The following is a 19,678-nucleotide window of genomic DNA, read 5'->3' as shown; positions in this document are numbered from 1 at the left end:
AGTGAACAGCTGTAGCAGGAGTGATCATATCGAGCACCGTCTTAACGGAATTTAGATGCTATTGAAATACCATTCGCCTGATCCTGTCGTTGATTAAATGGCGCGATCCATGAGGGAAGTCGACCTTGCCCGGTTGTGTGGCCTTCCCGGGGTAGTGCACGGTTCCGGGGAAGAGCGCCGACAGGCCGACGCCCTGGTGGGGACGGCCGCGCGGCACTGGCACCGGCGCGCGTACAGAGCCGCCGGCACACCGGCGGTACGGATGCCGCCGTGAAACCCGTGAAACCTGGGGGTGGGCAGGTGCAGTCGCTCAACGACCACCTTGTGGTCTTTCCGGATTCCCCGGACGGTGCTCGGGCCCACCGTCGGATCGGCGACAAGGCACCGCGGTCGGTCGCCCATGCGTCCGGCCGACCGTGGCTGGCCGGTTCGTGGTCGCCGGAGGACCTGGTGGTGTCCGAAGCGGGTCCGGTCCGCGTGGCGGTCTTCGGCCTGAGCCCGGTCACGCAGGAACGTCTCGACTCCTTGACCAGGACGGTGCGCGAGCTGTCGGACGTGGACACGCTCGCCCGCGGCCTCCCCGGCAACACCCACGTGGTCGCATCGGTCCACGGGCGGGTGCGCTTCCAGGGCACCGTCACCGGAACCCGAACCGTGTTCACCGCCCGTCTGGACGACGTGCCGATCGCCGGCGACCGGGCCGACGTGCTGGCCGAGCTGACCGGTGCGGAGCCGGACGAGGACCTGGTCGCGGCAAGCGTGACGTACGGGATGCTCTTCGCGCCGCTGAGCGAGCGCAGCTGGTGGCGCGGCGTGCGGCAGGTGGCCCCGGACTCCTGCCTGGTGATCCCCGGCGACGGCCCCGCCCGAGCCGTGCGCTGGTGGCAGCCGCCGGAGCCGGACCTCCCGTTGTCGCAAGGGGCCGCCGGGGTCCGCGAGCGACTGCGGGAGGCGGTGGCCCAGCGGCAGCCCGACCGGGGCCGGCTGTCGGCCGACCTCTCGGGCGGCATGGACTCCACCTCGCTGTGCTTCCTCGCCGCCGAGAACCGCCCCGACCTGCTGACCTTCTGCTGGACCGGCGGCAGCGCGATCAACGACGATCCGCTGTACGCCGGCCAGGCCGCACGCCTGCTGCCGGGCGCCGAGCACCTGACCGTGCCGGACACCGACGCTCCGCCGGTGTTCTCCCCGCCGTACTGGGCGGTCGACACGGAGGCCCCGCGGGCCGCGACCCGGGGAATGAACGCGATCCGCTTCGGGATCCGGCACCTGGTCGAGCACGGCGCCACCCGACACCTGGCCGGACACGGGGCCGACGAGCTGTTCACCGGGGGCGCCGCCTACCTGCGCACGCTGTTCCTCCGCCGACCGGTGACCGCCTGGCGGCAACTGAGTGCCCACCGGGCGCTCAACAGCTGGCCGTTGCTGCCCAGCCTGACCGGGCTGCTGCGCGGGGGCGACCTCGGCGCCTGGTGGCGACGGTGCGCCGACGACCTCGCCCGGACCACCTCGCCGTCGCGGGCCCCGGCCCTCGGCTGGGGGGAGCGGCTCCCGGGGACACCGTGGGCCACCGGGGACGCGGTGAGGATCACGCAGACGCTCTTCCGCGAGGTGGCGGACCAGGTCGTCCCGCTGGCACCGGACCGGGGACAGCACGAGGCCCTCACCGCCCTGCGCACCGCGGGCCCGGTGCTCCGGCTGGTCTGCCGCGAGTACGCCGCCGCGGGGCTTCCGCTGGAACTGCCGTACCTGGACGACCGGGTGATCGAGGCCGTGCTGTCGGTCCTTCCCCACGAGCGGTACAGCCCCTGGCGGTACAAGCCGGTACTGGCCACGGCGATGCGCGGGCTCGTGCCCGAGGTGATCCTCGACCGGACCACCAAGGGCGACTGCGAGGAACCGGTCGACCGCGCCCTCCAGGAACACGTCCCCGATCTGCTGGACCTGTTCGAGGATTCGCTGCTGGCGCGCCGCGGCCTGATCGACCCGGACCGGCTCAGGACCACCCTGATCACGCCACCGCGAACCGAGGACGTCTGGTCCGCCCAACTGGAGGCGACGATCGGCGCCGAACTGTGGCTGCGGGAGATCGTCTCCCGCCCCACCGCACTGTCGGCATCGGCCGGTCCGTCCCTCAGCGGCACCGGTCACCCGCGCCGCACACCCGACCCGAAGGAGACGCCGTGACCAGCCCACCCTACGCACTCCGGGCCCGCACCCGGCTGCCCCTGCACCGGCGTCTGCTGCCGCTGACGGCCGTCGCCATCGCCCGGCCGCTGTCCAAACTGCGGCCCGACCGCCTGCGTGCCGTACTCGGGATGCTGAGCACCGGTGCCCGCCCGGGCACCGCCGCCCAGGCGTCCGAGGCCCGCGCCGCCGTCGTGGCGGTCAGCCTGCGCTGCGCCGTCCACAACTGCCTGCAGCGGTCGATCGCCACCGCCGTGCTGTGCCGGTTCAAGGGCGCCTGGCCCACCTGGCAGGCCGGCGTGCGCACGACGCCGTTCGCCGCCCACGCCTGGGTCGAAGCGGAGGGCCGGATCATCGACGAGCCGTACCCCGACGGCTACTTCCGGCCCCTGGTCACCGTCGCCCCCAAGCAACCGGCGCGTACGGCCTGACAGCCGGCCGCACCCCGACCACCCGAGGAGGGCCCCATGACGCTCCGCCTGACCGCCCACACGGTGTCCACCGACACGGACGACGGCGCCGTGCTGCTGAGCCAGCGCACCGGGCACTACTGGCAGCTCAACCAGACCGGTGCCTACGCACTGCGGCGCCTGCTGGACGGCTGCACCGTGGACCAAGTGGCCGAGGAGTTCGCGGCCCACTTCGACATCGCGCAGACCCAGGCGCACCAGGACCTGACGGCGATGACCGAACGGCTCCGCTCCTCCGGGCTGGTCGAGACCGGCTGACCCCGGGCCCGGCCAGGGGCTGCGCGACGGCCGTGACGGCGATGGCCATGAAGGCGACGATCACGGAATGGAGGCGTGCACAGGATGCTTCGACAGCTGTGGACCCTGACCCGGGGACAGCGGCGCCCCTTGAGCGCCGCCCTGCTCCTCACCCTGGCCGCGGCCGCCGTGGGCGTCGCGCAGCCCCTGGCCGCCAAGGGTGTGGTCGACGCCGTCACCTCGCACCGCCCGCTCCTGCTCCCGTGCACCGTCCTCGTCCTGCTGCTGCTGACCCAGGCGTTCATCGGTGCCTGCGCCACCTTCCTGCTGGAGCGCACCGGCGAGCGGTTCGTCCTGGGCATGCGGACCGGCCTGATCTCGCACCTGCTGCGGGTCCGGATGCACGCCTTCGACCGGTTGCGCGTCGGTGACCTGATGGCACGCGCCTCTACGGACGTGGTCGTCCTGCGGGAGGCGCTGACCCACGTCTCGGTCCAGATCGCCACCAACCTGTGCGTCGCCCTGGGCAGCGTCGTCGCCATGTTCGTGCTGGACCCGCTCCTGATGCTGCTCATCCTGGGCGTGCTGCTCGCGTGCGGCGTCGTGATCAACAGGCTGTCGGCGGAGATCGGCCGTTCCTCGACGGCGCTGCAGACCGCCGTGGGAGCGATCTCGGCCGGACTGGAACGCGCCCTGTCGGCCCTGCGCACCGTCCGGGCCAACCGCGCCGAACAACGGGAGATCGACCACCTCGACACCCTGGCGCACCGCGCCTACGACGCGGCGGTGCGCAGCGCCCGGCTCACCGCCGTGGTCGCCCCCACGGCCCAACTGGCCATCAACGCCGCCTTCATCCTGGTCCTGCTGTTCGGTACGGCCCGGGTGGACCAGGGGGCCCTCTCGCTCGGCGCCCTGGTGGCGATGCTGCTGTACGCCTCCCAGCTCACCGGGCCCGTCACCGAACTGATGGAGGGCATCGCCTCGGTGCACAGGGCCAAGGGGTCCGCCGAACGCATCCAGGAGGTCTACGCGCTCCCCATCGAGGACAGCGCCCCCGCCGCGATCGGCCGCGGCACCCCGTGGCGGCACCCGGGCCGGGGGCCGGCCCCGGTCCCTTCGCTGGAGATCCGCGACCTGCGGTTCGGCTACAGCCCGGACGCACCGGTCCTGCGGGGGCTCTCCCTCACCGTGCCCCCGCACGCGCTCGTGGCGCTGGTCGGCCCGTCCGGGGCCGGCAAATCGACCGCCTTCGCCCTGATCAACCGGTTCTACGAGCCGTGGAGCGGCAGCCTCCGCATCGACGGGCAGCCCGCCACGGACCTCGGTCTCGCGCAGTGGCGCTCACACATCGGCTGGGTCGAACAGGACTGCCCGATCCTGCACGGAACCCTGCGGGACAACCTCTGCTACGCCGCGCCGGACACCACCGACGAGCGGCTGTGGCAGGTCCTCGACCTCGTCAACCTCACCGAGAAGGTGGACCGCCTGCCGGCCGGGCTCGACACCGACGTCGGTGAACGCGGCGTGCGCCTGTCCAGCGGCGAACGGCAGCGGATCGCCATCGCCCGCGCCGTGCTCGCCCGCCCCCGGCTGCTGCTGATGGACGAACCCACCGCCCATTTGGACCCCGCCAACGAAGCCGCCCTGACGGTCAACATGCACGGCCTCCGGAAGGAATGCGCCCTCCTCGTCATCGCCCACCGGATGTCCACCGTCGAAGCGGCCGACAGCGTCGTCATGCTCTCCGACGGCACCGCGTCCGCCACCGGAACCTACGCCGAACTCCTCCGCACCCACCCGGACTTCCGCCGGCTCTCCGGGCAGCGATAGCCGGGGCCGCGGCCGGAGAACGCCTCCACATGTCGGAAGAAGTTGACATGTCGGGAGTCTCCGACGCATTGTGGAGGCATGGCAGATCTCGATGTGTTCAGCGCGCTGGCCAATCCCGTACGGCGCAAGCTGTTGGAGAGCCTCCAGGGCGGGCCGCGGGCAGCCGGCGAGCTGGCGGGCGACTTCGAGCTCAGCAGGCCGGCGGTCTCCGAGCACCTGGCCGTGCTCAAGAGTGCCCGGCTGGTCCGCGAGGAGCCTCGCGGGCGGCATCGGTACTACCACCTGGAGCCCGGCCCGCTCGCCGAGGTCGAGGAATGGCTCCACCCGTTCGAGCGGTATTGGCGGGCGCGGATGCGAACGCTCCGCGATGTTCTCGATGAGGAGAGCAGCTGACGAGCACGTCCGGAGAGGGCCCGGCAGGGCACTTCCGGGGCACACCGGGGGTGAGAACACCGCTGACCGGCGAAAACCACCGAACACGGTTTCCGCGGGTCAGCAGCATGATCGGCGGCGCCGCCGCAGGTCAGGCGGATGCCATACCTGTACGAGCACTACTGGCGGGCGCGGATGCGTTCGCTGCGCGAGTTCCTGGACGAGGAGAGTTCATGACCGAGAAGGCCGCGATCAACTGCGACGAGTTCCTGCCGTACCCGCCGGCGCGGGTGTGGGAGGCGCTGACCGATCCGGAGCTGCACGCGCGGTGGTGGGCCGCCGGGGACGTGAAGGCGGTGGTGGGGCACCGGTTCACGCTGGACATGGGGCCGTGGGGGCAGCAGCCCTGCGAGGTGGTCGAGGTGGAGGTGGAGCGGCTGCTGAAGTACAGCTTCGCCGAGGGGTCGCTGGACACCACCGTCACCTGGCGGCTGGTGCCCGAGGGGCACGGGACGCGGCTGTTGCTGGAGCACACGGGCTTCGACCTGGACACCCCGATGGGCCGCCAGGCCCACCAGGGCATGGCCCAGGGCTGGCCGTCGGTGCTGCGCCGGATCGCCCCCGCGCTCGCGGAGTGACCGTCGCGCGAGCCCTCAGGCGCGGCCGAGGACGCGCTCCACGGCGATCTCGATGACCACCCGGTCCGGGTTCTCCCGGGGCGTGCGGTAGCGCTCGGCGTAGCGCCGCTCCGCGTCGGCGACCTGCTCGGGCTCGTCCCGCACCACCGCGACGCCCTCCAGGGTGGACCAGCGGGCCCGGTCCACCTGGCAGACCGCGACCCGCAGGCCCTCCGCCCCGGCCGCCGCGACGTTGCGCGCCTTGCGGCTGGTGCGGCTGGTGATCACCCGGGCGGTGCCCGTCTTCGGCTCGAAGGTCACGCCGACCGGCACCACGTGCGGCGAGCCGTCCGGCCGGGTGGTGGTCAGGGTGGAGATGTGCCGCTCGCGCCAGAAGGCGAGGAAGGCTTCGTCGAGGTCGCGCGGGTCGTGGGCCATGATCGGGATGGTACGGCCCCCGGGAGACGATCAACGTCCCGGGGGCCGTAGCGGCATCGGAACCGGCGGCATCGGGACCGGCGCCAGGACCTACGGCTCAGTGCCCGCGCGCGATCCACTCCGGCAGGGCCGGGGCCTCGGCGCCGATCGTGGTCGGGTCGCCGTGGCCGGTGCGCACCACCGTCTCGGCCGGGAGCGAGAGCAGCCGCTCGCGGATCGACTCGATGATGGTCGGGAAGTGCGAGAACGAGCGCCCCGTCGCGCCCGGACCACCCTGGAACAGGGTGTCCCCGGTGAACACGGTGCCCAGTTCCGGCGCGTACAGGCAGACCGCGCCCGGCGCGTGCCCCGGGGTGTGCAGCACGGTCAGCCCGGTGCCGGCCACCTCGATCCGCTGCCCGTCGGCGAGTTCGCCGTCCGGGAGCCGCTCGGGGTGGGTGAGCTTCCACAGCGGCAGGTCGTCCGGGTGCAGCAGGATCGGCGCCCCGGTGCGCTCGGCGAGGGCCGGGGCGGCGTCGATGTGGTCGTTGTGCGCGTGGGTGGACACGATCGCCACCAGCCGCCGCCCGCCGAGCGCCGCCTCGATCGCCGTCGCGTCGTGCGCGGCGTCGATCACCACCGCCTCCTGGTCGTCGCCGACGATCCAGACGTTGTTCTCCACCTCCCAGCTGCCGCCGTCCAGCTCGAAGGTCCCGGCGGTGACCAGCCGGTCGATACGGGCGGAGGTCACAGCACCACCACCGAGCGGAGGACGTCGCCCTGGTGCATGCGCTCGAAGGCCTGCTCCACCGCGTCGAGTTCGATGGTCTCGGTGACGAAGGCGCCGAGGTCCAGGCGGCCCTGGAGGTAGAGGTCGATCAGCATCGGGAAGTCGCGGGACGGCAGGCAGTCGCCGTACCAGGAGGACTTGAGGGCGCCACCGCGGCCGAAGACGTCCAGCAGCGGCAGTTCCAGGGTCATCTCCGGGGTCGGGACGCCGACCAGGACGACGGTGCCGGCGAGGTCGCGGGCGTAGAAGGCCTGCCGGTACGTCTCGGGGCGGCCGACGGCCTCCACCACGACGTCCGCGCCGTTGCCTCCGGTGAGTTCGCGGATCGCCTCGACCGGGTCGGTGGTACGGGAGTTGACGGTGTGGGTGGCCCCGAGCATACGGGCCGTCTCCAGCTTGCGGTCGTCGATGTCGACGGCGATGATCTTCGCCGCTCCCGCCAGCCGGGAGCCCATCACGGCCGCGCCACCGACGCCGCCGCAGCCGATCACGGCGACCGAGTCGCCCCGGCCGACGTTGCCGGTGTTGATCGCGGCGCCCAGGCCCGCCATCACGCCGCAGCCCAGCAGGCCGGCGACGGCCGGCTCGGCGGTCGGGTCGACCTTGGTGCACTGGCCGGCCGCGACCAGGGTCTTCTCGGCGAAGGCGCCGATGCCCAGGGCCGGGGACAGCTCGGTGCCGTCCAGCAGCGTCATCTTCTGCTTGGCATTGTGGGTGTTGAAGCAGTACTGCGGGCGGCCGCGCTTGCAGGCGCGGCACTGTCCGCACACCGCGCGCCAGTTGAGGACGACGAAGTCGCCGGGCTCGACCTCGGTGACGCCCCCGCCGACCGACTCCACGATGCCCGCGGCCTCGTGGCCGAGCAGGAACGGGAACTCGTCGTTGATGCCGCCCTCGCGGTAGTGGAGGTCGGTGTGGCAGACGCCGCAAGCCTGGATCCGGACCACCGCCTCGCCCGGCCCCGGGTCCGGCACCACGATCGTGGTCACCTCCACGGGCGCGCCCTTGGCGCGCGCGATGACTGCCTTGACCTGCTGGGGCATCCGATTCCACCTCCGTCGGCCGGTGCTGCTCCGCACCGGCGTGACCTGCGACGAACGACTGCAGAGGAACTGTAGAGGGACTCCGGTAGCTCTGCCCACGAAGCGTATCGCCCGGCCGGTCGGCCGCCGTCGGAGCGGGTCGGGTGATCCCGCTCATCGCACGTACCAGGCGCATATCCGCCGCCTGACCGTGTCTCACGCGGCGCCCGCCCCGACGCGGCTCGGCACCGGGGGCGCGAGGGTGGCGCTGAGCGCCTGTCAGCGTGCTACGAACTGCCCGGAAAGCACCGCCGTTGGCCGGAAGTGCCGCAGACGGCTGCCCCGCCGTCCACGTACGGTCGTAGCAGAGACGGTCCACGCGACCACGCTCAGCACACCCGCCCCACCTGACGGCACGCCACCGCGCGCCGCCCGTGCCGGGCGCGTAGCGACCGTACGCCCCCGCACGTTTCGCGCCATACCGCGCACGGGCCCGCGCCCCTGCGCGAGCTGCGTTTCCCGGCCCACCCGCACCATGGCCCACCCGCACCATGGCCCACCCGCACCCCGGCCCTGAGTCGAGCCGCCCGGCCGAACCGCCCGTCCCCGCACGATCCCGGATCACCCCCCGTCGGACCGCCCCGCGCGGCCCGCTGACCTGGAGTCTGGAGTACGGATGTCCACCGAGAACAGTGCGACCGGTGCCGGCACCGGCATCGCCCCGCTCCCCCCGCTGCACTGCCTGCGCCACCTGGAACCCGGCCCGCCCCGGCTCGCCGCGCTGCCCACCGGCACCCCGGTCTGGCTGGTCAGTCGGCACGCCGACGTGCGGCAGGTACTCACCGACCCGCGCCTGGGCCGCGCCCCGCTCTACGCGCCGGACGCGCCGCCGGTCACGGTCACGCCGAACATCCTGGACGACCCGCAGAGCATGCTGAACATCGACGGCACCGAGCACCAGCGGCTGCGCCGCACCGTGCAGCGGGCGTTCACCCCGCGCGCGATCGCCCGCTGGAAGCCCTGGGTGGCCTCGGTGGTCGAGTCGCTGATCGACGAGCTGATCGACCACGGCTCCCCCGCCGACATCGTCGCCGCCTACACCCGTCCGCTGCCGGTCGCGGTGATCAGCCGTCTGATGGGCCTGGACAACCTCGACGGCAAGCGGCTGGCGCACTGGAGCGACCACGCGCTGTCCACCACCGCCTACACCGCCGAGGCGATCAGCACCGCGATGACCGAGTTCGCCGCCTTCGGCGCCGAGGTGATCGCCGAACGCCGCGCGGCCCCTGGCGAGGACCTGGTCAGCGGTCTGCTCGCGGCCGCCGCCGACGACGGCTCGATCACCGAGGGGCAGCTGATCGCGCTGGTCATCGGCCTGGTGATGGCCGGGCACGAGACCACCATGACCAGCCTCGGCAACGTCCTGGTCTACCTGCTGGAGGACGGCCGGGAGGCCTGGCAGCGGCTCGCCTCCGACGAGGCCAGCGCCGCCGCCGCGACCGAGCAGATCCTGCGCGCCGTCCCGCTCGGCGACGCCCAGGAGTACATGCCCGGACTGCTGCGCCGCACGGTGGAGGACGTGGAGATCGGCGGGGTGGTGATCCCGGCCGGCAGCGTGGTGGCCGCCGACGCCAACGCCGCCAACCAGGACCCGTCGGTCTACACCGGGGACCTCGGCACCGAGCTGTTCTCCCCGCTGGCCGCGCCGATGCTCACCTTCGGCGCCGGTCCGCACCACTGCCTGGGCGCCTGGCTGGCCCGGATGGAGCTCGAACTCGCCCTGCACCGGCTGGCCCGCCGCCTGCCCGCGCTGCGGATGGCCGGCCCGGTCGACGGCATCGACTGGCGGCGCGGGCTGCTCACCCGAAGCCCCAACGCGCTGCAGGTCTCCTGGTGACGGGCTCCGCCGAGACCGAGGCCGTGGTGGTCCGGGTCGACCGGGACCGCTGCATCGGCTCCGGGATGTGCGCGCTGAGCGCCCCCGGCTCGCTGGCCCTGGACGCCGACGGACGGGCCCAGCCGGTGGCCGAATACGCCGACGGCGGTGCGGAGTTGACGGACGGGCTGGCCGAGGCGGTCGAGTTCTGCCCGGTCGAGGCGCTCGCCCTCCACTCGGCGCGCGGCGGGTACCGGATCGCCCCGGCGGACTGACGGACCACCCGGTGCCGCCCGGTGCCGCCTGCTGCGACTGCGGCAGCAGGCGGCACCGGGGCTTTCCCGGGTGATCAATGAGCTGAGCTAATTGATGCATGAGCTATTCGATCTTGTTCGGCCGTTCCGCCGACTGGCGAGCTGACCGCATGACGAATGCGGAAACCGTTCCTAAAGACTGAGCGGGAGTGAGTCCTGTTTCCAGAACCCTTGCTCAGCCGAACGCCCCGAACGGTCTTGGGCGTTCTGGTCCACCGCATTCCTGCCGCGTTCAGCGCCGACGGATCGTGTCCGTGGTCCGGGTACGCGGGGGCGATTTCCCTCACGCCCTTGGTCGCCGGGTTGGGCCTGGGCGGTCCGATGCCCGTGCACATCGCTCTGGTGTGCACGGGGCGGTGCCGTCCGTCGCCTGATCCGGCGTCCGAGGGCGTGCCTGCCGATCGCCACGGCGGCAGCCTGGTGGCGGGTGACGGGGCGCTTCGGTGTGGTCAGGGGGCGTTGCCAGTGCTCGGCTCCCCACAAGCTGGTGTAGGCCGGATCGACAGCGATGACGCCGATCCCGGCTTCGGCGGTCATCGCGAGGAGCCGGGCGCGCAGCTTCCCGGTGGGCATGCCGTTGACGAGCTGCCGGAACCGGCGCTTGCGGCCGTGTTTCTCGCGGGTTCTGGAGTCGGTGAAGTCAAGGTCTTCGATGGCGATGGCCTTCGCGCCTGTGCCCTTCGCCCACTGCAGCAGCCGGGTGAGGGCGTGCCGGATCTGCGCGTCCCGGTGGGTCGCACTGCCCGACAGGTCGTAGGCGAAGGTGCGGGGCCGGCCGAGCGGGTTGCCGTGGGTGTCGAGCCGCCAGGCGGCGAGGTGGTCGGCGTTCATGTCCACGCCGATGACCTCGCTGGCCCGCAGGGACTCCAGCGACACGATGGGAAGGTCCTTGCGCCGCCAGGACGCGTCCAGATACCAGCGTCCGCGCTCGACATCGAGGTGGATGCGGTAGGCCACCGCCCGGTTCGCCTCGATGCGGTCGCGCCACTCCGTGCCCCTGTGCGGGAACGACACCTTCGCCGCGAGCACGAACCGGTCGTGCTTCGCATTCGCCAGATGTGCGAGCGGGGCCGGAAGCCTGATCGACACTTCGCCATCGGGGGTGACGCGGACGGTCTCGTTACCGAATTGCTTGCCCGATTCCCCGTCGGCGGACAGGAACCAACGCTCAGACTCCCAACGGTCCCGCCACTGGCCCTCGGTCAGGTCCGCCGCGCCGAGGTTGTGCCGGGTCTTCAGCAGCTTCCGGCCGCCCCGCACCACCGACACCCGCCCGGCCTCGCGGTCGGCCTTCACCCGTTCGTGCTCGCGTTCCAGGTGCGCCAGGCGGCGGGACTTGGCGTGCCACTCGCGCCGCGACCGGTAGCCGCCAGGCTGTCGATTGGTGCCCCTCTCGCCGAGCGGCAGGGAGAGGCGGTGGCGGATCGTGGCGGTTCCCGCGTCGAGCCCTTGAAGGTGCTGCCACTGCGCGCGGCGGGAAAGGCCCCACTGGTCATGCGTGGCCTTCGTGATGGACCCGGCCCAGCGGGAGGATGACTGTGGCGTGAGGTCCCGCTTACGGCCGGCCCATGTCTGGGTGGAGTGCTCCAGGCCGTCGGCGATGCGCCGGGCCAGATCCCGTGAGGCGAGGGAACCGAGGTGTCCGCCGACCAGGCGCAGCACCACATCGTCCTCGACTGTGAGGCCCTTGAGCCGATCCCGTATGCACACGCCCGATGCGGCATCGGCGACGAACGGCCGTGCGATTTGCCGCAACACCGCCAACCCGACCCCCACCCTCGCGAATCCTTCGACCACGCACATGCTGGCACACACAACAGCATCAATGGCCCAAAACAGGTAAAACGGAACCTTCTCGCCAACACTTCAGCAGAAACCGGCAAAGTCACTCATGAATACCAAAAATCAGTCAACAGCACTCAACTCCCAACGGTTCACCTTCCCAGCCGCAACGGCTGGTCCGCCGCGGCCGCCCGCGCCCGGGCGTCCTCGTACCCCGCCCGCAGCCGCTCGAAGGCCGGTACCACCTGCTCGGCGAGCCCCCGCCCCAACTCGGTCAACTCCACCCGACGGCTGGTCCGTTCGAACACCGGCGCCCCGACCCGGTTCTCCAGCCGCTTGATCAGCTGCGACACCCGCCCCTGCGACACCCCGAGCAGCTCCACCGTCCGCCCGAAGTGCAACTGGTGCACGAGGACGGCGAAACACTCCAGCTCCTGCAACGGCAGCTCCGGCAGCACCACACCGGGCCCAGGGGGCATATGTTCCACCGCGGCAGTCTATGTCGGGGCCCTCACGGACTCCCTGAGCCCCGACCCGCCGGAGCCCGTACCCCGAAGTACACCGACGTACGTCGAAGTCCGAGATCCCGATGAGCCGACGGGGTGTCGAATCGTAGATTGTGCCCATGATCGAGGAGACACCGCCCGAGAAGTCAGCGCGCTCGACACTGCCACGCAGGCGACATGCCGCCCCCGAGCGGGCCGCGGCCGGTGGCGTGCTGCGGTCGTCCGCGCTGATGGCCGCCGGGACGGTGGTCTCGCGCGCCACCGGACTGATCCGCCAGGGACTGCAGGCCGCGGCATTAGGCGTCGGGCTGCTGGCCACCACCTACAACCAGGCCAACACGGTGCCCACCAGCCTGTACTTCCTGCTGATCGGCGGCGCGCTGAACTCCGTCCTGGTCCCCCAACTGGTCCGGGCCCGGGCGGAGGACCCCGACGGCGGGGTCGCCTTCGAACAGCGCCTGGTCACCCTGGTGCTGTGCGTGCTGGGCGCCGGCAGCGCGCTGGCCACCTGGGCCGCTCCCGAGATCATCGGCATCTACCAGCACGACACGCCCGCCACCCACGACGCGTTCGAGCTGACCGTGGTCTTCGCCCGCTTCCTGCTCCCGCAGATCTTCTTCTACGGCGTGTTCAGCATCTTCGGGCAGACCCTCAACGCCCGGAACCGGTTCGGGGCGATGATGTGGACCCCGGTGCTGAACAACATCGTGCTGATCACGATGTTCGGCCTGTACCTCGGCATCATGACGGCCCCGGCGAAGGTCGCGGACATCACCAGTACCCAGGTCAGGCTGCTCGGCATCGGAACCACCCTCGCCCTGGCCCTCCAGGCACTCGCCCTGATCCCGTACGCCCGCGCGGCCGGCTTCCGGCTGCGACCGCGTTTCGACTGGCGGGGCACCGGCCTGCGCAAGAGCGTGAGCGCGGCGCGCTGGACCCTGCTGTTCGTCCTGGCCAACCTCGTGGCGAGCACCGTGGTCACCCGACTGGCGTCCGCCGCGGACGCCACTCTGCCCAGCGACGGGGTCGGCTACACCGCCTACAGCTACGCCCAGCAGATCTGGATGCTTCCCCAGTCGATCGTCACGGTCTCCCTCATCACCGTGCTCCTCCCGCGGATGAGCCGGGCGGCAACCGAGCACCGTCTGGACGACCTGCGCGCCGACCTCTCCCGCGCGCTCCGGGTCAGCGGCGTCGTCATCGTCCCGGCGGCGTTCTTCTTCGCCGCCTTCGGCCCGCAGATCGCGCAGCTGCTGTTCGCCCACGGAGCCGCCGACGCCGCGACGACCGTCCCGCTGGGCCACATGCTGCAGGCCTTCGGCCTGGGACTGATCCCGTTCTCCGCCCAGTACCTCCTGCTGCGCGGCTTCTACGCCTTCGAGGACACCCGCACGCCGTTCCGCATGGCACTGTGGATCAGCGGCATCGACATCGCCCTGGCCGTGGCCTGCCACCTGCTGCTGTCCGCCCGGTGGGCGGTCACCGGGATGGCCGCCGCCTACGCCCTGTCCTACGCCATCGGCCTGCTGCTCACGGCCCTGCGGCTCCGGCGCCGCACCGGGGGGCTCCTCGACGGCCGGCGGATCTGCCGCACCTACGCCAAGTTGACCGCCGCCGCCACCGGCGCCGGCGCCGCCGGCTGGCTCATCGCCCGTACCTGCAGCCACGGTCTCGCACCGGCCTCCTGGATGCCGGCCGTCGCGCTGACCGCCGGCGCCACCGCGATGGCGCTGCTGTTCGTCCTCTTCGCACGGCTTCTGCGCATCGGGGAGCTGCGCGGCCTGCTGGGTAGGACCTGACCGCGCCGTGCCCTCGCCAGGACGGCGCGCGGCTCCGCGGCGAGGTCCGGCCGCAACGGCAATATGGTCATCAACCATGAACAAAGGGGCAGATGATGGTACGTAGGGCCACAGCCCTCAGGAATGCCGCAGCGGCCACAGCCGCGCTGCTGCTGGGCGCCGGGCTCGCCCCGGTCGCCTCCGCCGCAACGCCGAACGGGGGCAATCCGGCCGCCGAGCGGCTCGGCACGTACTGGACCGCGGCCCGCATGGCGGCCGCACTGCCCGGCGACACCGAACCCGCCGCACCCGCCGCACCCGCCGCACCCGCCGCACCCGCCGCACCCGCCGCACCCGCCGCACCCGCCGCGGCGGACGGGCCCCGGCCCGGCGAGTTCATCCCTCCGAGCAAGAGCTTCGACGGCATCCCGCAGGCGGGCGCGTTCTTCTGGACCGATGCCGACGGCACGGGCCGCACGTGCAGCGCCTCCGTGGTGCACAGTCCCGACCACAACCTGGTGCTGAGCGCGGGGCACTGTCTCAAGGGGTACTCCGGTACCTCCCCCAAGCGGAACCTGGGGTTCGTTCCGCAGTACCACGACGGACTCAAGCCGTTCGGCATCTTCCCCGTCAAGGACGACGGCGTCTACGTCGCGCAGGAGTACTACGACAGGGGTGAGCACGCCGGGGCCGCGTACGACTTCGGGTTCGCGGTGACCGAGCCCAACCAGGACGGCCACCGGCTGGAGGATGCGGTGGGCGCGGTCCAACTACTCACCGGCACCGGCTACTTCCACGCTCCGGTACGGATGGTCGGGTACCCGGGCAGCGCGCAGAAGCCGCTGGAGTGCTTGAGCTGGACCACCAGGTGGGTCAGTGACGATCCGGCGGATCCGGGCACCTTCGAACGCATCGCGTGCGACGGCTTCGTGGGCGGGACCTCGGGCGGGCCGATGCTGGTGCCGTGGCCGGGCGGCTGGGCGGTGATCGGGGTCATCGGCGGCTACCACACCGGCGGCAACACCCCACAGATCTCCTACAGCGCCCACTTCGGTCCCGCCACCCGAGCCCTGTACGACGCCGCGACCACCGGCGCGCCGCCGGCGGGCCCGGCATCCTGAGGCCGGGCTCGGCATCTCCCGGCGGCCGACCGCCTGAATCGACGAGCAGGGTGGCGGGCGGTCCGGTGCGGGCCGCCCGCCGCCGCTACCACCGTCTTCCGAGCCGGACTTCACATCGTGGGCACCGTCATCCGGTCCGCCCGCTGAGCCGTAGAGAACCTAGCCGCGCCGCGTCCACGCCAGGACGGCGCGCAGCTCCGCGACCGGATCGCCCTCGTGGTACGGGCGTTCGCTGGGCTCGATGTGGTCCAGGAACTCCTGGTACCGCAGCGCGTAGGACAGGTGGTAGAGCGGCTCGGCGAGGTCCAGTGCCCGGCGGGGGTCCGAGCCCGGGGCGTGCTGCCGCCAGGCATCCGTCCAGACCTGGGTGTGGTGCCGCCAGGCCTCCGGGGTGAGGTAGGCGCGGGGGCGCAGGCCGTCCAGGGCGGGGTGGCCGAGGCAGGCGTCGGCGTAGTCGACGACCACCGAACTCGCGCCGTCGGAGCGCCAGTTGCCGGGGTGGAAGTCGCCGTGCACCAGGGTCTCGGGGAGGCCGCAGGCGGCCAGCTGGGCCAGCAGCTCGGGGAGGTCGGCGGCGAAGGCGCGGAGGCGGTCCAGCTCCTCGGGCGTCAGGTCGGTCTCGATGGGGAGCCGGTCCAGCAGCGCCGTCAGCTGGGCGAGCAGCGTGCCGGGCGTCCGGTCGCGCAGGCCGGCAAGGGCGGTCCGGCGCTCGGCCAGCGCCGCCTGGGCGGCCACCAGACGCGGGACGACGTCGGCGACGGTCCCGGCGGAGGGGCTCCAGCAGTCCTCACCGGGGACGTGGTCGAGCAGCAGCCGCCCGCCCGCCGGGTCGGCGGCGAGGACGGTCGGGGCGAGGGTCGGGTCGACGCCGCCGAGCAGCGCGATGACCTCGCCCTCACGGGCGTTGAAGGCGGGGGTGGTGGTCTTGAGCCAGGCATCGGTGCCGGTGGCCGTCGGGAGGCGGAGGAGGCCGGAGAGGTTCCAGGTGCGAATCTGCCGCGCGGGCGCGGCACTTGGGCGACCGGTCGCCAGGAGCGCCAGTTCCGCCCAGCCCAGGGCCTCCCGCAGACCCTCCGGAGTCGCCCAGGCGGCCCGCAGCGGGGCGGGGGCGAGCAGTGCGGCCGTTTCGCCGTCCAGCGGGCGGGAGTTGAGCGCCGTCGGCCGCCGCAGTGCCTCCGCGTGGTAGCGGACCCGGCCGCCGTGGCCGGGATCCTCGCTGTGCCCGTCGACCAGCCGCGCCACGAGCACCGGCACCCCGGCCAACTCGGCCGCCCGGGCGACCACCCCGTCGACGGAGGACCACCAGCCGAGCTCGACCTCGAAGGGGCCCACCTGCCCGAAGTACTCGTCCCCGTAGGTGAGATCGACGGTCACGGTCCGGCTGTTCGCTCGCTGCATCCGGGCAGCTTCGCCCACGGAGGTATCCGAGCGCGAACGGTTTTCCGGCGTGGCCGACGCCGTTAGCGGCCGCTGCGGATCGCTGCCGCCGCCGCCCTGGCCTGCTGTCGATCCGACTCGAACACCAGCACAACGGCCAGGGCGTCGAGGGCGTCGGCCATCGCCTCGCGCCAGTCGGCAAGGGCTTGTTGGTCGCCACCGGCCGGCTTGCGAGATCTCACCGCGCGGAAGTTCCGGAGCGCGTCCTTGAGCGCGGGGTCGAGCACGACGACTCCTTCACCTCTCCTTCTGGAGCTCGGGGTCGGCCGGCGGGGCGTACTGGGCCAGGCCGTTGCCGAGGGACCAGTCGATCGACGCGTTCTCGGTGAGGGTGACGAACACGTTCCGCGGCTCGGTGCCCGCGTACTGCTCGGCGAGTTCGGCGATCCTCCGGTACAGCGCCCGCTTCTGATCGGGGGTCCGGCCGGCGCGCAGGGTGATCGCGATGTAGACGATGCCCTGGTCGCGGTGCACGCCGAGGTAGTCGCCGTAGCGCAGAGCGCTGTTGGCGCCGTCGTGGCTGACCAGGACCTGGAAGTTGTCCTCCGGCGGGATGCCGATCGTCTCCACCAGGGCCTCGTGCACCGCGCGCCCGAGCGCGTCCAGCCGTACGGCGTCGGCGCGTAGGGCATCGATCCGGACAAAGGGCATCTCGGGTTTCCTCTCCGTCGGCCGGCCGGGACCGATTCACTCGGCCACGACCGTACATACTAGTAGGTACAGGCGATCGATCAACCGCCGGGCCGATCCGGCCGGTGGTCGCGAAGGACAGCATCAAGTCCACCAGCGTGGTCACCCGCCGGAGGCTCCCGCGGAGCCACGCCCTACGGGATCGCCACCGCCGCGCCGGAGACCCGCACCCGGGTGTCCTCCGCGCGCAGTTCGACCCGCAGCACGCCGGGGCGGCCGAGGTCCTCGCCCTGGTGCAGCGTCAGCACCACCGGGGCCGTCACCGCGCCCTGCTCGCGCAGGTAGGCGCCGAAGGCAGCGGCGGCGGCACCGGTGGCCGGGTCCTCGACGACGCCGCCGACCGGGAAGGGGTCGCGGACGTGGAAGACCTCGGCGGCCTCGCGCCAGACGAGCTGGAGGGTGGTCAGGTCGCGGGCGCGCATGTAGGCGGCCAGCCCGTCGAAGTCGTAGTCGAGGCGGGCGAGGCGCGAGCGGGTGGCGGCGGCGAGGACCAGGTGGCGGGCGCCCGCGTAGGCGATGCGCGGGGGCAGGGCCTGGTCCAGGTCGGCGGCGGACCAGCCGACCAGGGCGAGCGCCTCGGCGACATCGGCCTCCGGCACCTCCTCGGTCTTCGGCTCGACGCTGGTGAGGGTCGCCCGCAGGACGCCGTCGGTGCCGCGCTCGACCTCGACCGGGACGTCACCGGCCGCCGTGCCGAACACGTACCGCCCGGGCCCGGTGCGCTCGGCCAGTGCCACGGCGGAGGCGACGGTCGCGTGCCCGCAGAACGGCACCTCTGCGAGCGGGCTGAAGTACCGTACGGCGTAAGAACCCTGGAGCGGACCAGCAGTCAGGAAGGCGGTCTCGGAGTACCCGACCTCGGCGGCGATGGCGAGCATCCGCTCGCCGGTCAGCCCGGTGGCGTCGAGCACCACGCCGGCCGGGTTGCCGCCCTCGGGGCGGGTGGAGAAGGCGGCGTAACGGAGGATCTCGGTCGGGGCAACAGCGGCAGCGTCGTCGGTCATGATCGAACGAACGTGTTCCGGCCGGCCACTGTTCCCGGTCACCGCAGCATCGCCTCCAGGAAGTCCGAGCCGAGCCGGGCGCTGGACGACAGGTCCAGCTGGTAGAGCATGTACCTCCCGCGCCGCTCGGTGATCAGCAGCCCGGCCTTGCGCAGCACGGCCAGGTGCCGGGACACCTCGGGGGCGCTGAGCTGCCAGGAGGCGGCGAGCTCGCCGGTGGTGTGCGGGCCGCGCGCGATGGTGCGGGCGAGGCGCAGCCGGATCGGGTGGGCGAGCGCCTCCAGGCGCTGCTGGACGAGGGTGAGCGAGACGGGCTCGGGCAGGCCGGCCTCGGCGACGGGGTACTGGAGGACGGGCCGCCAGCCCGGCGCGTGCACGGCCAGCAGGTGGGGGCGGCCGAAGGCGCTGGGGATGAAGGTGACGCCCCCGCTGGCGGTGCCGCTGGTGGTGCTGTCCTGCAACTTGTCGATGACGATCCGCCGCCGCCCGCCGCCCTCGTCGAGGGTGACGGACGGTGAGATCGCGCCGACGGCCTCGGCGAGGCCCCGGTGGACGAGCAGGTCGGCCTTGTGCCGGGCGTCGGCCGCGAGACCGGGCAGGACGCGCTGCCAGGCATCGGCGAAGAACGCGGACTGACAGTCCTCCAGCATCCTGCGCACCAGCGCCCGGACGGCGGGCGGGTCGGCGAGCAGCCGGTCGGCGAACGCGGCCTGCCGGGGGCCGCGGGCGAGGGAGAGCTCCCGGGCGCGCTCGTTGGCCACGGGGTCGGTGAGCGGGGAGGCCGTCTTGCGGTTGAGCCGGGAGGAGCCGCAGGTGGTGATGAGGGCGGAGGCGACGTACAGCTCGTCGTCGATCCGGTCGACGGCGTCGAGTTCCTCGGTGAGGGTGGCGCCGGGCAGGGCGGGAACGAGGAAGTCGGCCCGCGAGGAGCGCCAGAGGAAGTCGGCCTCCAGCAGCCGTTCGGCGAGCTCGGGCGGGATCGCGGTGGTGGTGCTCGCGACCCAGCCGTGCAGCGCCGGGTGGTGCGCGGGCTCGGCGAGCGCGTGCAGCACGGCGTTCAGCTCGGCGAGCGGGGAGGGGGCGAAGAGCAGGCGCTCCTCGGGCAGACCGGTGATGTCGATCGTCACGCTCATTAGCCTCTCTGTTTCAGTTGAAATGAGGCCCGAAGCGGGGAGGAAATACGAAAGTGCCTTCTGCGCTGGGACGATGAACCTTGCCGAGGGGTTCT

General features: G+C 72.4%; 20 protein-coding genes. 10 read left to right on the top strand and 10 right to left on the bottom strand.

Going from position 1 to position 19,678, the window contains the following annotated elements:
* Positions 1–453: 453 nt before the first annotated feature.
* The 6 genes from ACGF12_RS31530 to ACGF12_RS31505 all read left to right on the top strand — a co-directional run bounded on the left by ACGF12_RS31530 (position 454) and on the right by ACGF12_RS31505 (position 5,734).
* Complete coding sequence (locus ACGF12_RS31530) at positions 454–2,187, top strand: asparagine synthase-related protein (RefSeq protein ID WP_393037601.1); 1,734 nt, start codon at positions 454–456, stop codon at positions 2,185–2,187.
* Positions 2,184–2,618 carry a lasso peptide biosynthesis B2 protein gene (locus ACGF12_RS31525; RefSeq protein ID WP_393037598.1) on the top strand — a complete coding sequence of 145 codons (435 nt, stop codon included), beginning with the start codon at positions 2,184–2,186 and terminating at the stop codon, positions 2,616–2,618. The genes ACGF12_RS31530 and ACGF12_RS31525 overlap by 4 nt, the downstream gene beginning before the upstream one ends.
* A 36-nt stretch (positions 2,619–2,654) precedes the next feature.
* Positions 2,655–2,915, top strand: coding sequence for a lasso peptide biosynthesis PqqD family chaperone (locus ACGF12_RS31520; protein ID WP_393037595.1), 261 nt, complete (start codon positions 2,655–2,657; stop codon positions 2,913–2,915).
* A gap of 84 nt (positions 2,916–2,999) precedes the next feature.
* Positions 3,000–4,724 carry an ABC transporter ATP-binding protein gene (locus ACGF12_RS31515; RefSeq protein WP_393037592.1) on the top strand — a complete coding sequence of 575 codons (1,725 nt, stop codon included), beginning with the start codon at positions 3,000–3,002 and terminating at the stop codon, positions 4,722–4,724.
* 78 nt (positions 4,725–4,802) lie between these two features.
* Positions 4,803–5,117, top strand: coding sequence for an ArsR/SmtB family transcription factor (locus ACGF12_RS31510; protein ID WP_393037589.1), 315 nt, complete (start codon positions 4,803–4,805; stop codon positions 5,115–5,117).
* 212 nt (positions 5,118–5,329) lie between these two features.
* Positions 5,330–5,734, top strand: coding sequence for an SRPBCC domain-containing protein (locus tag ACGF12_RS31505; protein WP_393037586.1), 405 nt, complete (start codon positions 5,330–5,332; stop codon positions 5,732–5,734).
* A gap of 15 nt (positions 5,735–5,749) precedes the next feature.
* On the opposite strand, the gene ACGF12_RS31500 is transcribed toward ACGF12_RS31505, so the two are convergent.
* From ACGF12_RS31500 to ACGF12_RS31490, 3 genes are all read right to left on the bottom strand, one after another.
* On the bottom strand, positions 5,750–6,151 hold the full coding sequence (locus tag ACGF12_RS31500) for a pyridoxamine 5'-phosphate oxidase family protein (RefSeq protein ID WP_380613454.1): 402 nt from the start codon (positions 6,149–6,151) through the stop codon (positions 5,750–5,752).
* A gap of 97 nt (positions 6,152–6,248) precedes the next feature.
* The gene (locus ACGF12_RS31495; protein WP_387622394.1) at positions 6,249–6,881 is read right to left on the bottom strand and encodes an MBL fold metallo-hydrolase; all 633 of its coding nucleotides are present in this window, start codon (positions 6,879–6,881) and stop codon (positions 6,249–6,251) included.
* Positions 6,878–7,963, bottom strand: a complete 1,086-nt coding sequence (locus ACGF12_RS31490) for an S-(hydroxymethyl)mycothiol dehydrogenase (protein ID WP_393037582.1) — start codon at positions 7,961–7,963, stop codon at positions 6,878–6,880. Before ACGF12_RS31490 ends, ACGF12_RS31495 begins: the two co-directional genes overlap by 4 nt.
* 655 nt (positions 7,964–8,618) lie before the next feature.
* Between ACGF12_RS31490 and ACGF12_RS31485 the strand changes: the two genes are divergently transcribed.
* Positions 8,619–9,839 carry a cytochrome P450 gene (locus tag ACGF12_RS31485; protein ID WP_393037579.1) on the top strand — a complete coding sequence of 407 codons (1,221 nt, stop codon included), beginning with the start codon at positions 8,619–8,621 and terminating at the stop codon, positions 9,837–9,839.
* Entirely contained in the window at positions 9,836–10,093 is a 258-nt protein-coding gene (locus tag ACGF12_RS31480; RefSeq protein WP_393037576.1) for a ferredoxin, read from the top strand. The genes ACGF12_RS31485 and ACGF12_RS31480 overlap by 4 nt, the downstream gene beginning before the upstream one ends.
* A 171-nt stretch (positions 10,094–10,264) precedes the next feature.
* Here the strand turns inward: ACGF12_RS31480 and ACGF12_RS31475 are convergent, their stop codons facing one another.
* Together ACGF12_RS31475 and ACGF12_RS31470 are read right to left on the bottom strand one after the other, a co-directional pair.
* The gene (locus ACGF12_RS31475; protein ID WP_393037573.1) at positions 10,265–11,929 is read right to left on the bottom strand and encodes an IS200/IS605 family accessory protein TnpB-related protein; all 1,665 of its coding nucleotides are present in this window, start codon (positions 11,927–11,929) and stop codon (positions 10,265–10,267) included.
* Between the two features lie 137 nt (positions 11,930–12,066).
* On the bottom strand, positions 12,067–12,393 hold the full coding sequence (locus ACGF12_RS31470) for a LysR family transcriptional regulator (protein WP_393037647.1): 327 nt from the start codon (positions 12,391–12,393) through the stop codon (positions 12,067–12,069).
* Between the two features lie 146 nt (positions 12,394–12,539).
* Between ACGF12_RS31470 and murJ the strand changes: the two genes are divergently transcribed.
* Complete coding sequence (murJ, locus tag ACGF12_RS31465) at positions 12,540–14,219, top strand: murein biosynthesis integral membrane protein MurJ (RefSeq protein WP_393037570.1); 1,680 nt, start codon at positions 12,540–12,542, stop codon at positions 14,217–14,219.
* Positions 14,220–14,311: 92 nt separating this feature from the next.
* Positions 14,312–15,319, top strand: coding sequence for a trypsin-like serine peptidase (locus ACGF12_RS31460; protein ID WP_393037567.1), 1,008 nt, complete (start codon positions 14,312–14,314; stop codon positions 15,317–15,319).
* A 159-nt stretch (positions 15,320–15,478) separates the two neighbouring features.
* On the opposite strand, the gene ACGF12_RS31455 is transcribed toward ACGF12_RS31460, so the two are convergent.
* The 5 genes from ACGF12_RS31455 to ACGF12_RS31435 all read right to left on the bottom strand — a co-directional run bounded on the left by ACGF12_RS31455 (position 15,479) and on the right by ACGF12_RS31435 (position 19,583).
* Positions 15,479–16,717 carry an aminoglycoside phosphotransferase family protein gene (locus ACGF12_RS31455; protein ID WP_393037564.1) on the bottom strand — a complete coding sequence of 413 codons (1,239 nt, stop codon included), beginning with the start codon at positions 16,715–16,717 and terminating at the stop codon, positions 15,479–15,481.
* 62 nt (positions 16,718–16,779) lie between these two features.
* Complete coding sequence (locus ACGF12_RS31450; RefSeq protein WP_393037561.1) at positions 16,780–16,983, bottom strand: hypothetical protein; 204 nt, start codon at positions 16,981–16,983, stop codon at positions 16,780–16,782.
* Between the two features lie 10 nt (positions 16,984–16,993).
* The gene (locus tag ACGF12_RS31445; protein ID WP_393037558.1) at positions 16,994–17,407 is read right to left on the bottom strand and encodes a tautomerase family protein; all 414 of its coding nucleotides are present in this window, start codon (positions 17,405–17,407) and stop codon (positions 16,994–16,996) included.
* 173 nt (positions 17,408–17,580) lie between these two features.
* Positions 17,581–18,450 carry a PhzF family phenazine biosynthesis protein gene (locus tag ACGF12_RS31440; protein WP_393037555.1) on the bottom strand — a complete coding sequence of 290 codons (870 nt, stop codon included), beginning with the start codon at positions 18,448–18,450 and terminating at the stop codon, positions 17,581–17,583.
* 38 nt (positions 18,451–18,488) lie between these two features.
* Positions 18,489–19,583, bottom strand: coding sequence for a DUF5937 family protein (locus ACGF12_RS31435; protein WP_393037552.1), 1,095 nt, complete (start codon positions 19,581–19,583; stop codon positions 18,489–18,491).
* Between the last annotated feature and the right edge of the window lie 95 nt (positions 19,584–19,678).

It is taken from the genome of Kitasatospora sp. NPDC048296 (assembly GCF_043201815.1).
Lineage (GTDB): Bacteria > Actinomycetota > Actinomycetes > Streptomycetales > Streptomycetaceae > Kitasatospora.
Note: the sequence above shows the minus strand (reverse complement) of the source record. Positions and strands in the feature narration are given on the sequence as shown.

What these genes read in the sequence shown, in the direction of transcription:
- ACGF12_RS31520 (WP_393037595.1), top strand. Translation starts at nt 2,655, where the DNA reads ATGACGCTCCGCCTGACCGCCCACACGGTGTCCACCGACACGGACGAC.
- ACGF12_RS31515 (WP_393037592.1), top strand. Translation starts at nt 3,000, where the DNA reads ATGCTTCGACAGCTGTGGACCCTGACCCGGGGACAGCGGCGCCCCTTG.
- ACGF12_RS31510 (WP_393037589.1), top strand. Translation starts at nt 4,803, where the DNA reads ATGGCAGATCTCGATGTGTTCAGCGCGCTGGCCAATCCCGTACGGCGC.
- ACGF12_RS31505 (WP_393037586.1), top strand. Translation starts at nt 5,330, where the DNA reads ATGACCGAGAAGGCCGCGATCAACTGCGACGAGTTCCTGCCGTACCCG.
- ACGF12_RS31500 (WP_380613454.1), bottom strand. Translation starts at nt 6,151, where the DNA reads ATGGCCCACGACCCGCGCGACCTCGACGAAGCCTTCCTCGCCTTCTGG.
- ACGF12_RS31490 (WP_393037582.1), bottom strand. Translation starts at nt 7,963, where the DNA reads ATGCCCCAGCAGGTCAAGGCAGTCATCGCGCGCGCCAAGGGCGCGCCC.
- ACGF12_RS31485 (WP_393037579.1), top strand. Translation starts at nt 8,619, where the DNA reads ATGTCCACCGAGAACAGTGCGACCGGTGCCGGCACCGGCATCGCCCCG.
- ACGF12_RS31470 (WP_393037647.1), bottom strand. Translation starts at nt 12,393, where the DNA reads ATGCCCCCTGGGCCCGGTGTGGTGCTGCCGGAGCTGCCGTTGCAGGAG.
- murJ (WP_393037570.1), top strand. Translation starts at nt 12,540, where the DNA reads ATGATCGAGGAGACACCGCCCGAGAAGTCAGCGCGCTCGACACTGCCA.
- ACGF12_RS31460 (WP_393037567.1), top strand. Translation starts at nt 14,312, where the DNA reads ATGATGGTACGTAGGGCCACAGCCCTCAGGAATGCCGCAGCGGCCACA.
- ACGF12_RS31455 (WP_393037564.1), bottom strand. Translation starts at nt 16,717, where the DNA reads ATGCAGCGAGCGAACAGCCGGACCGTGACCGTCGATCTCACCTACGGG.
- ACGF12_RS31445 (WP_393037558.1), bottom strand. Translation starts at nt 17,407, where the DNA reads ATGCCCTTTGTCCGGATCGATGCCCTACGCGCCGACGCCGTACGGCTG.
- ACGF12_RS31440 (WP_393037555.1), bottom strand. Translation starts at nt 18,450, where the DNA reads ATGACCGACGACGCTGCCGCTGTTGCCCCGACCGAGATCCTCCGTTAC.
- ACGF12_RS31435 (WP_393037552.1), bottom strand. Translation starts at nt 19,583, where the DNA reads ATGAGCGTGACGATCGACATCACCGGTCTGCCCGAGGAGCGCCTGCTC.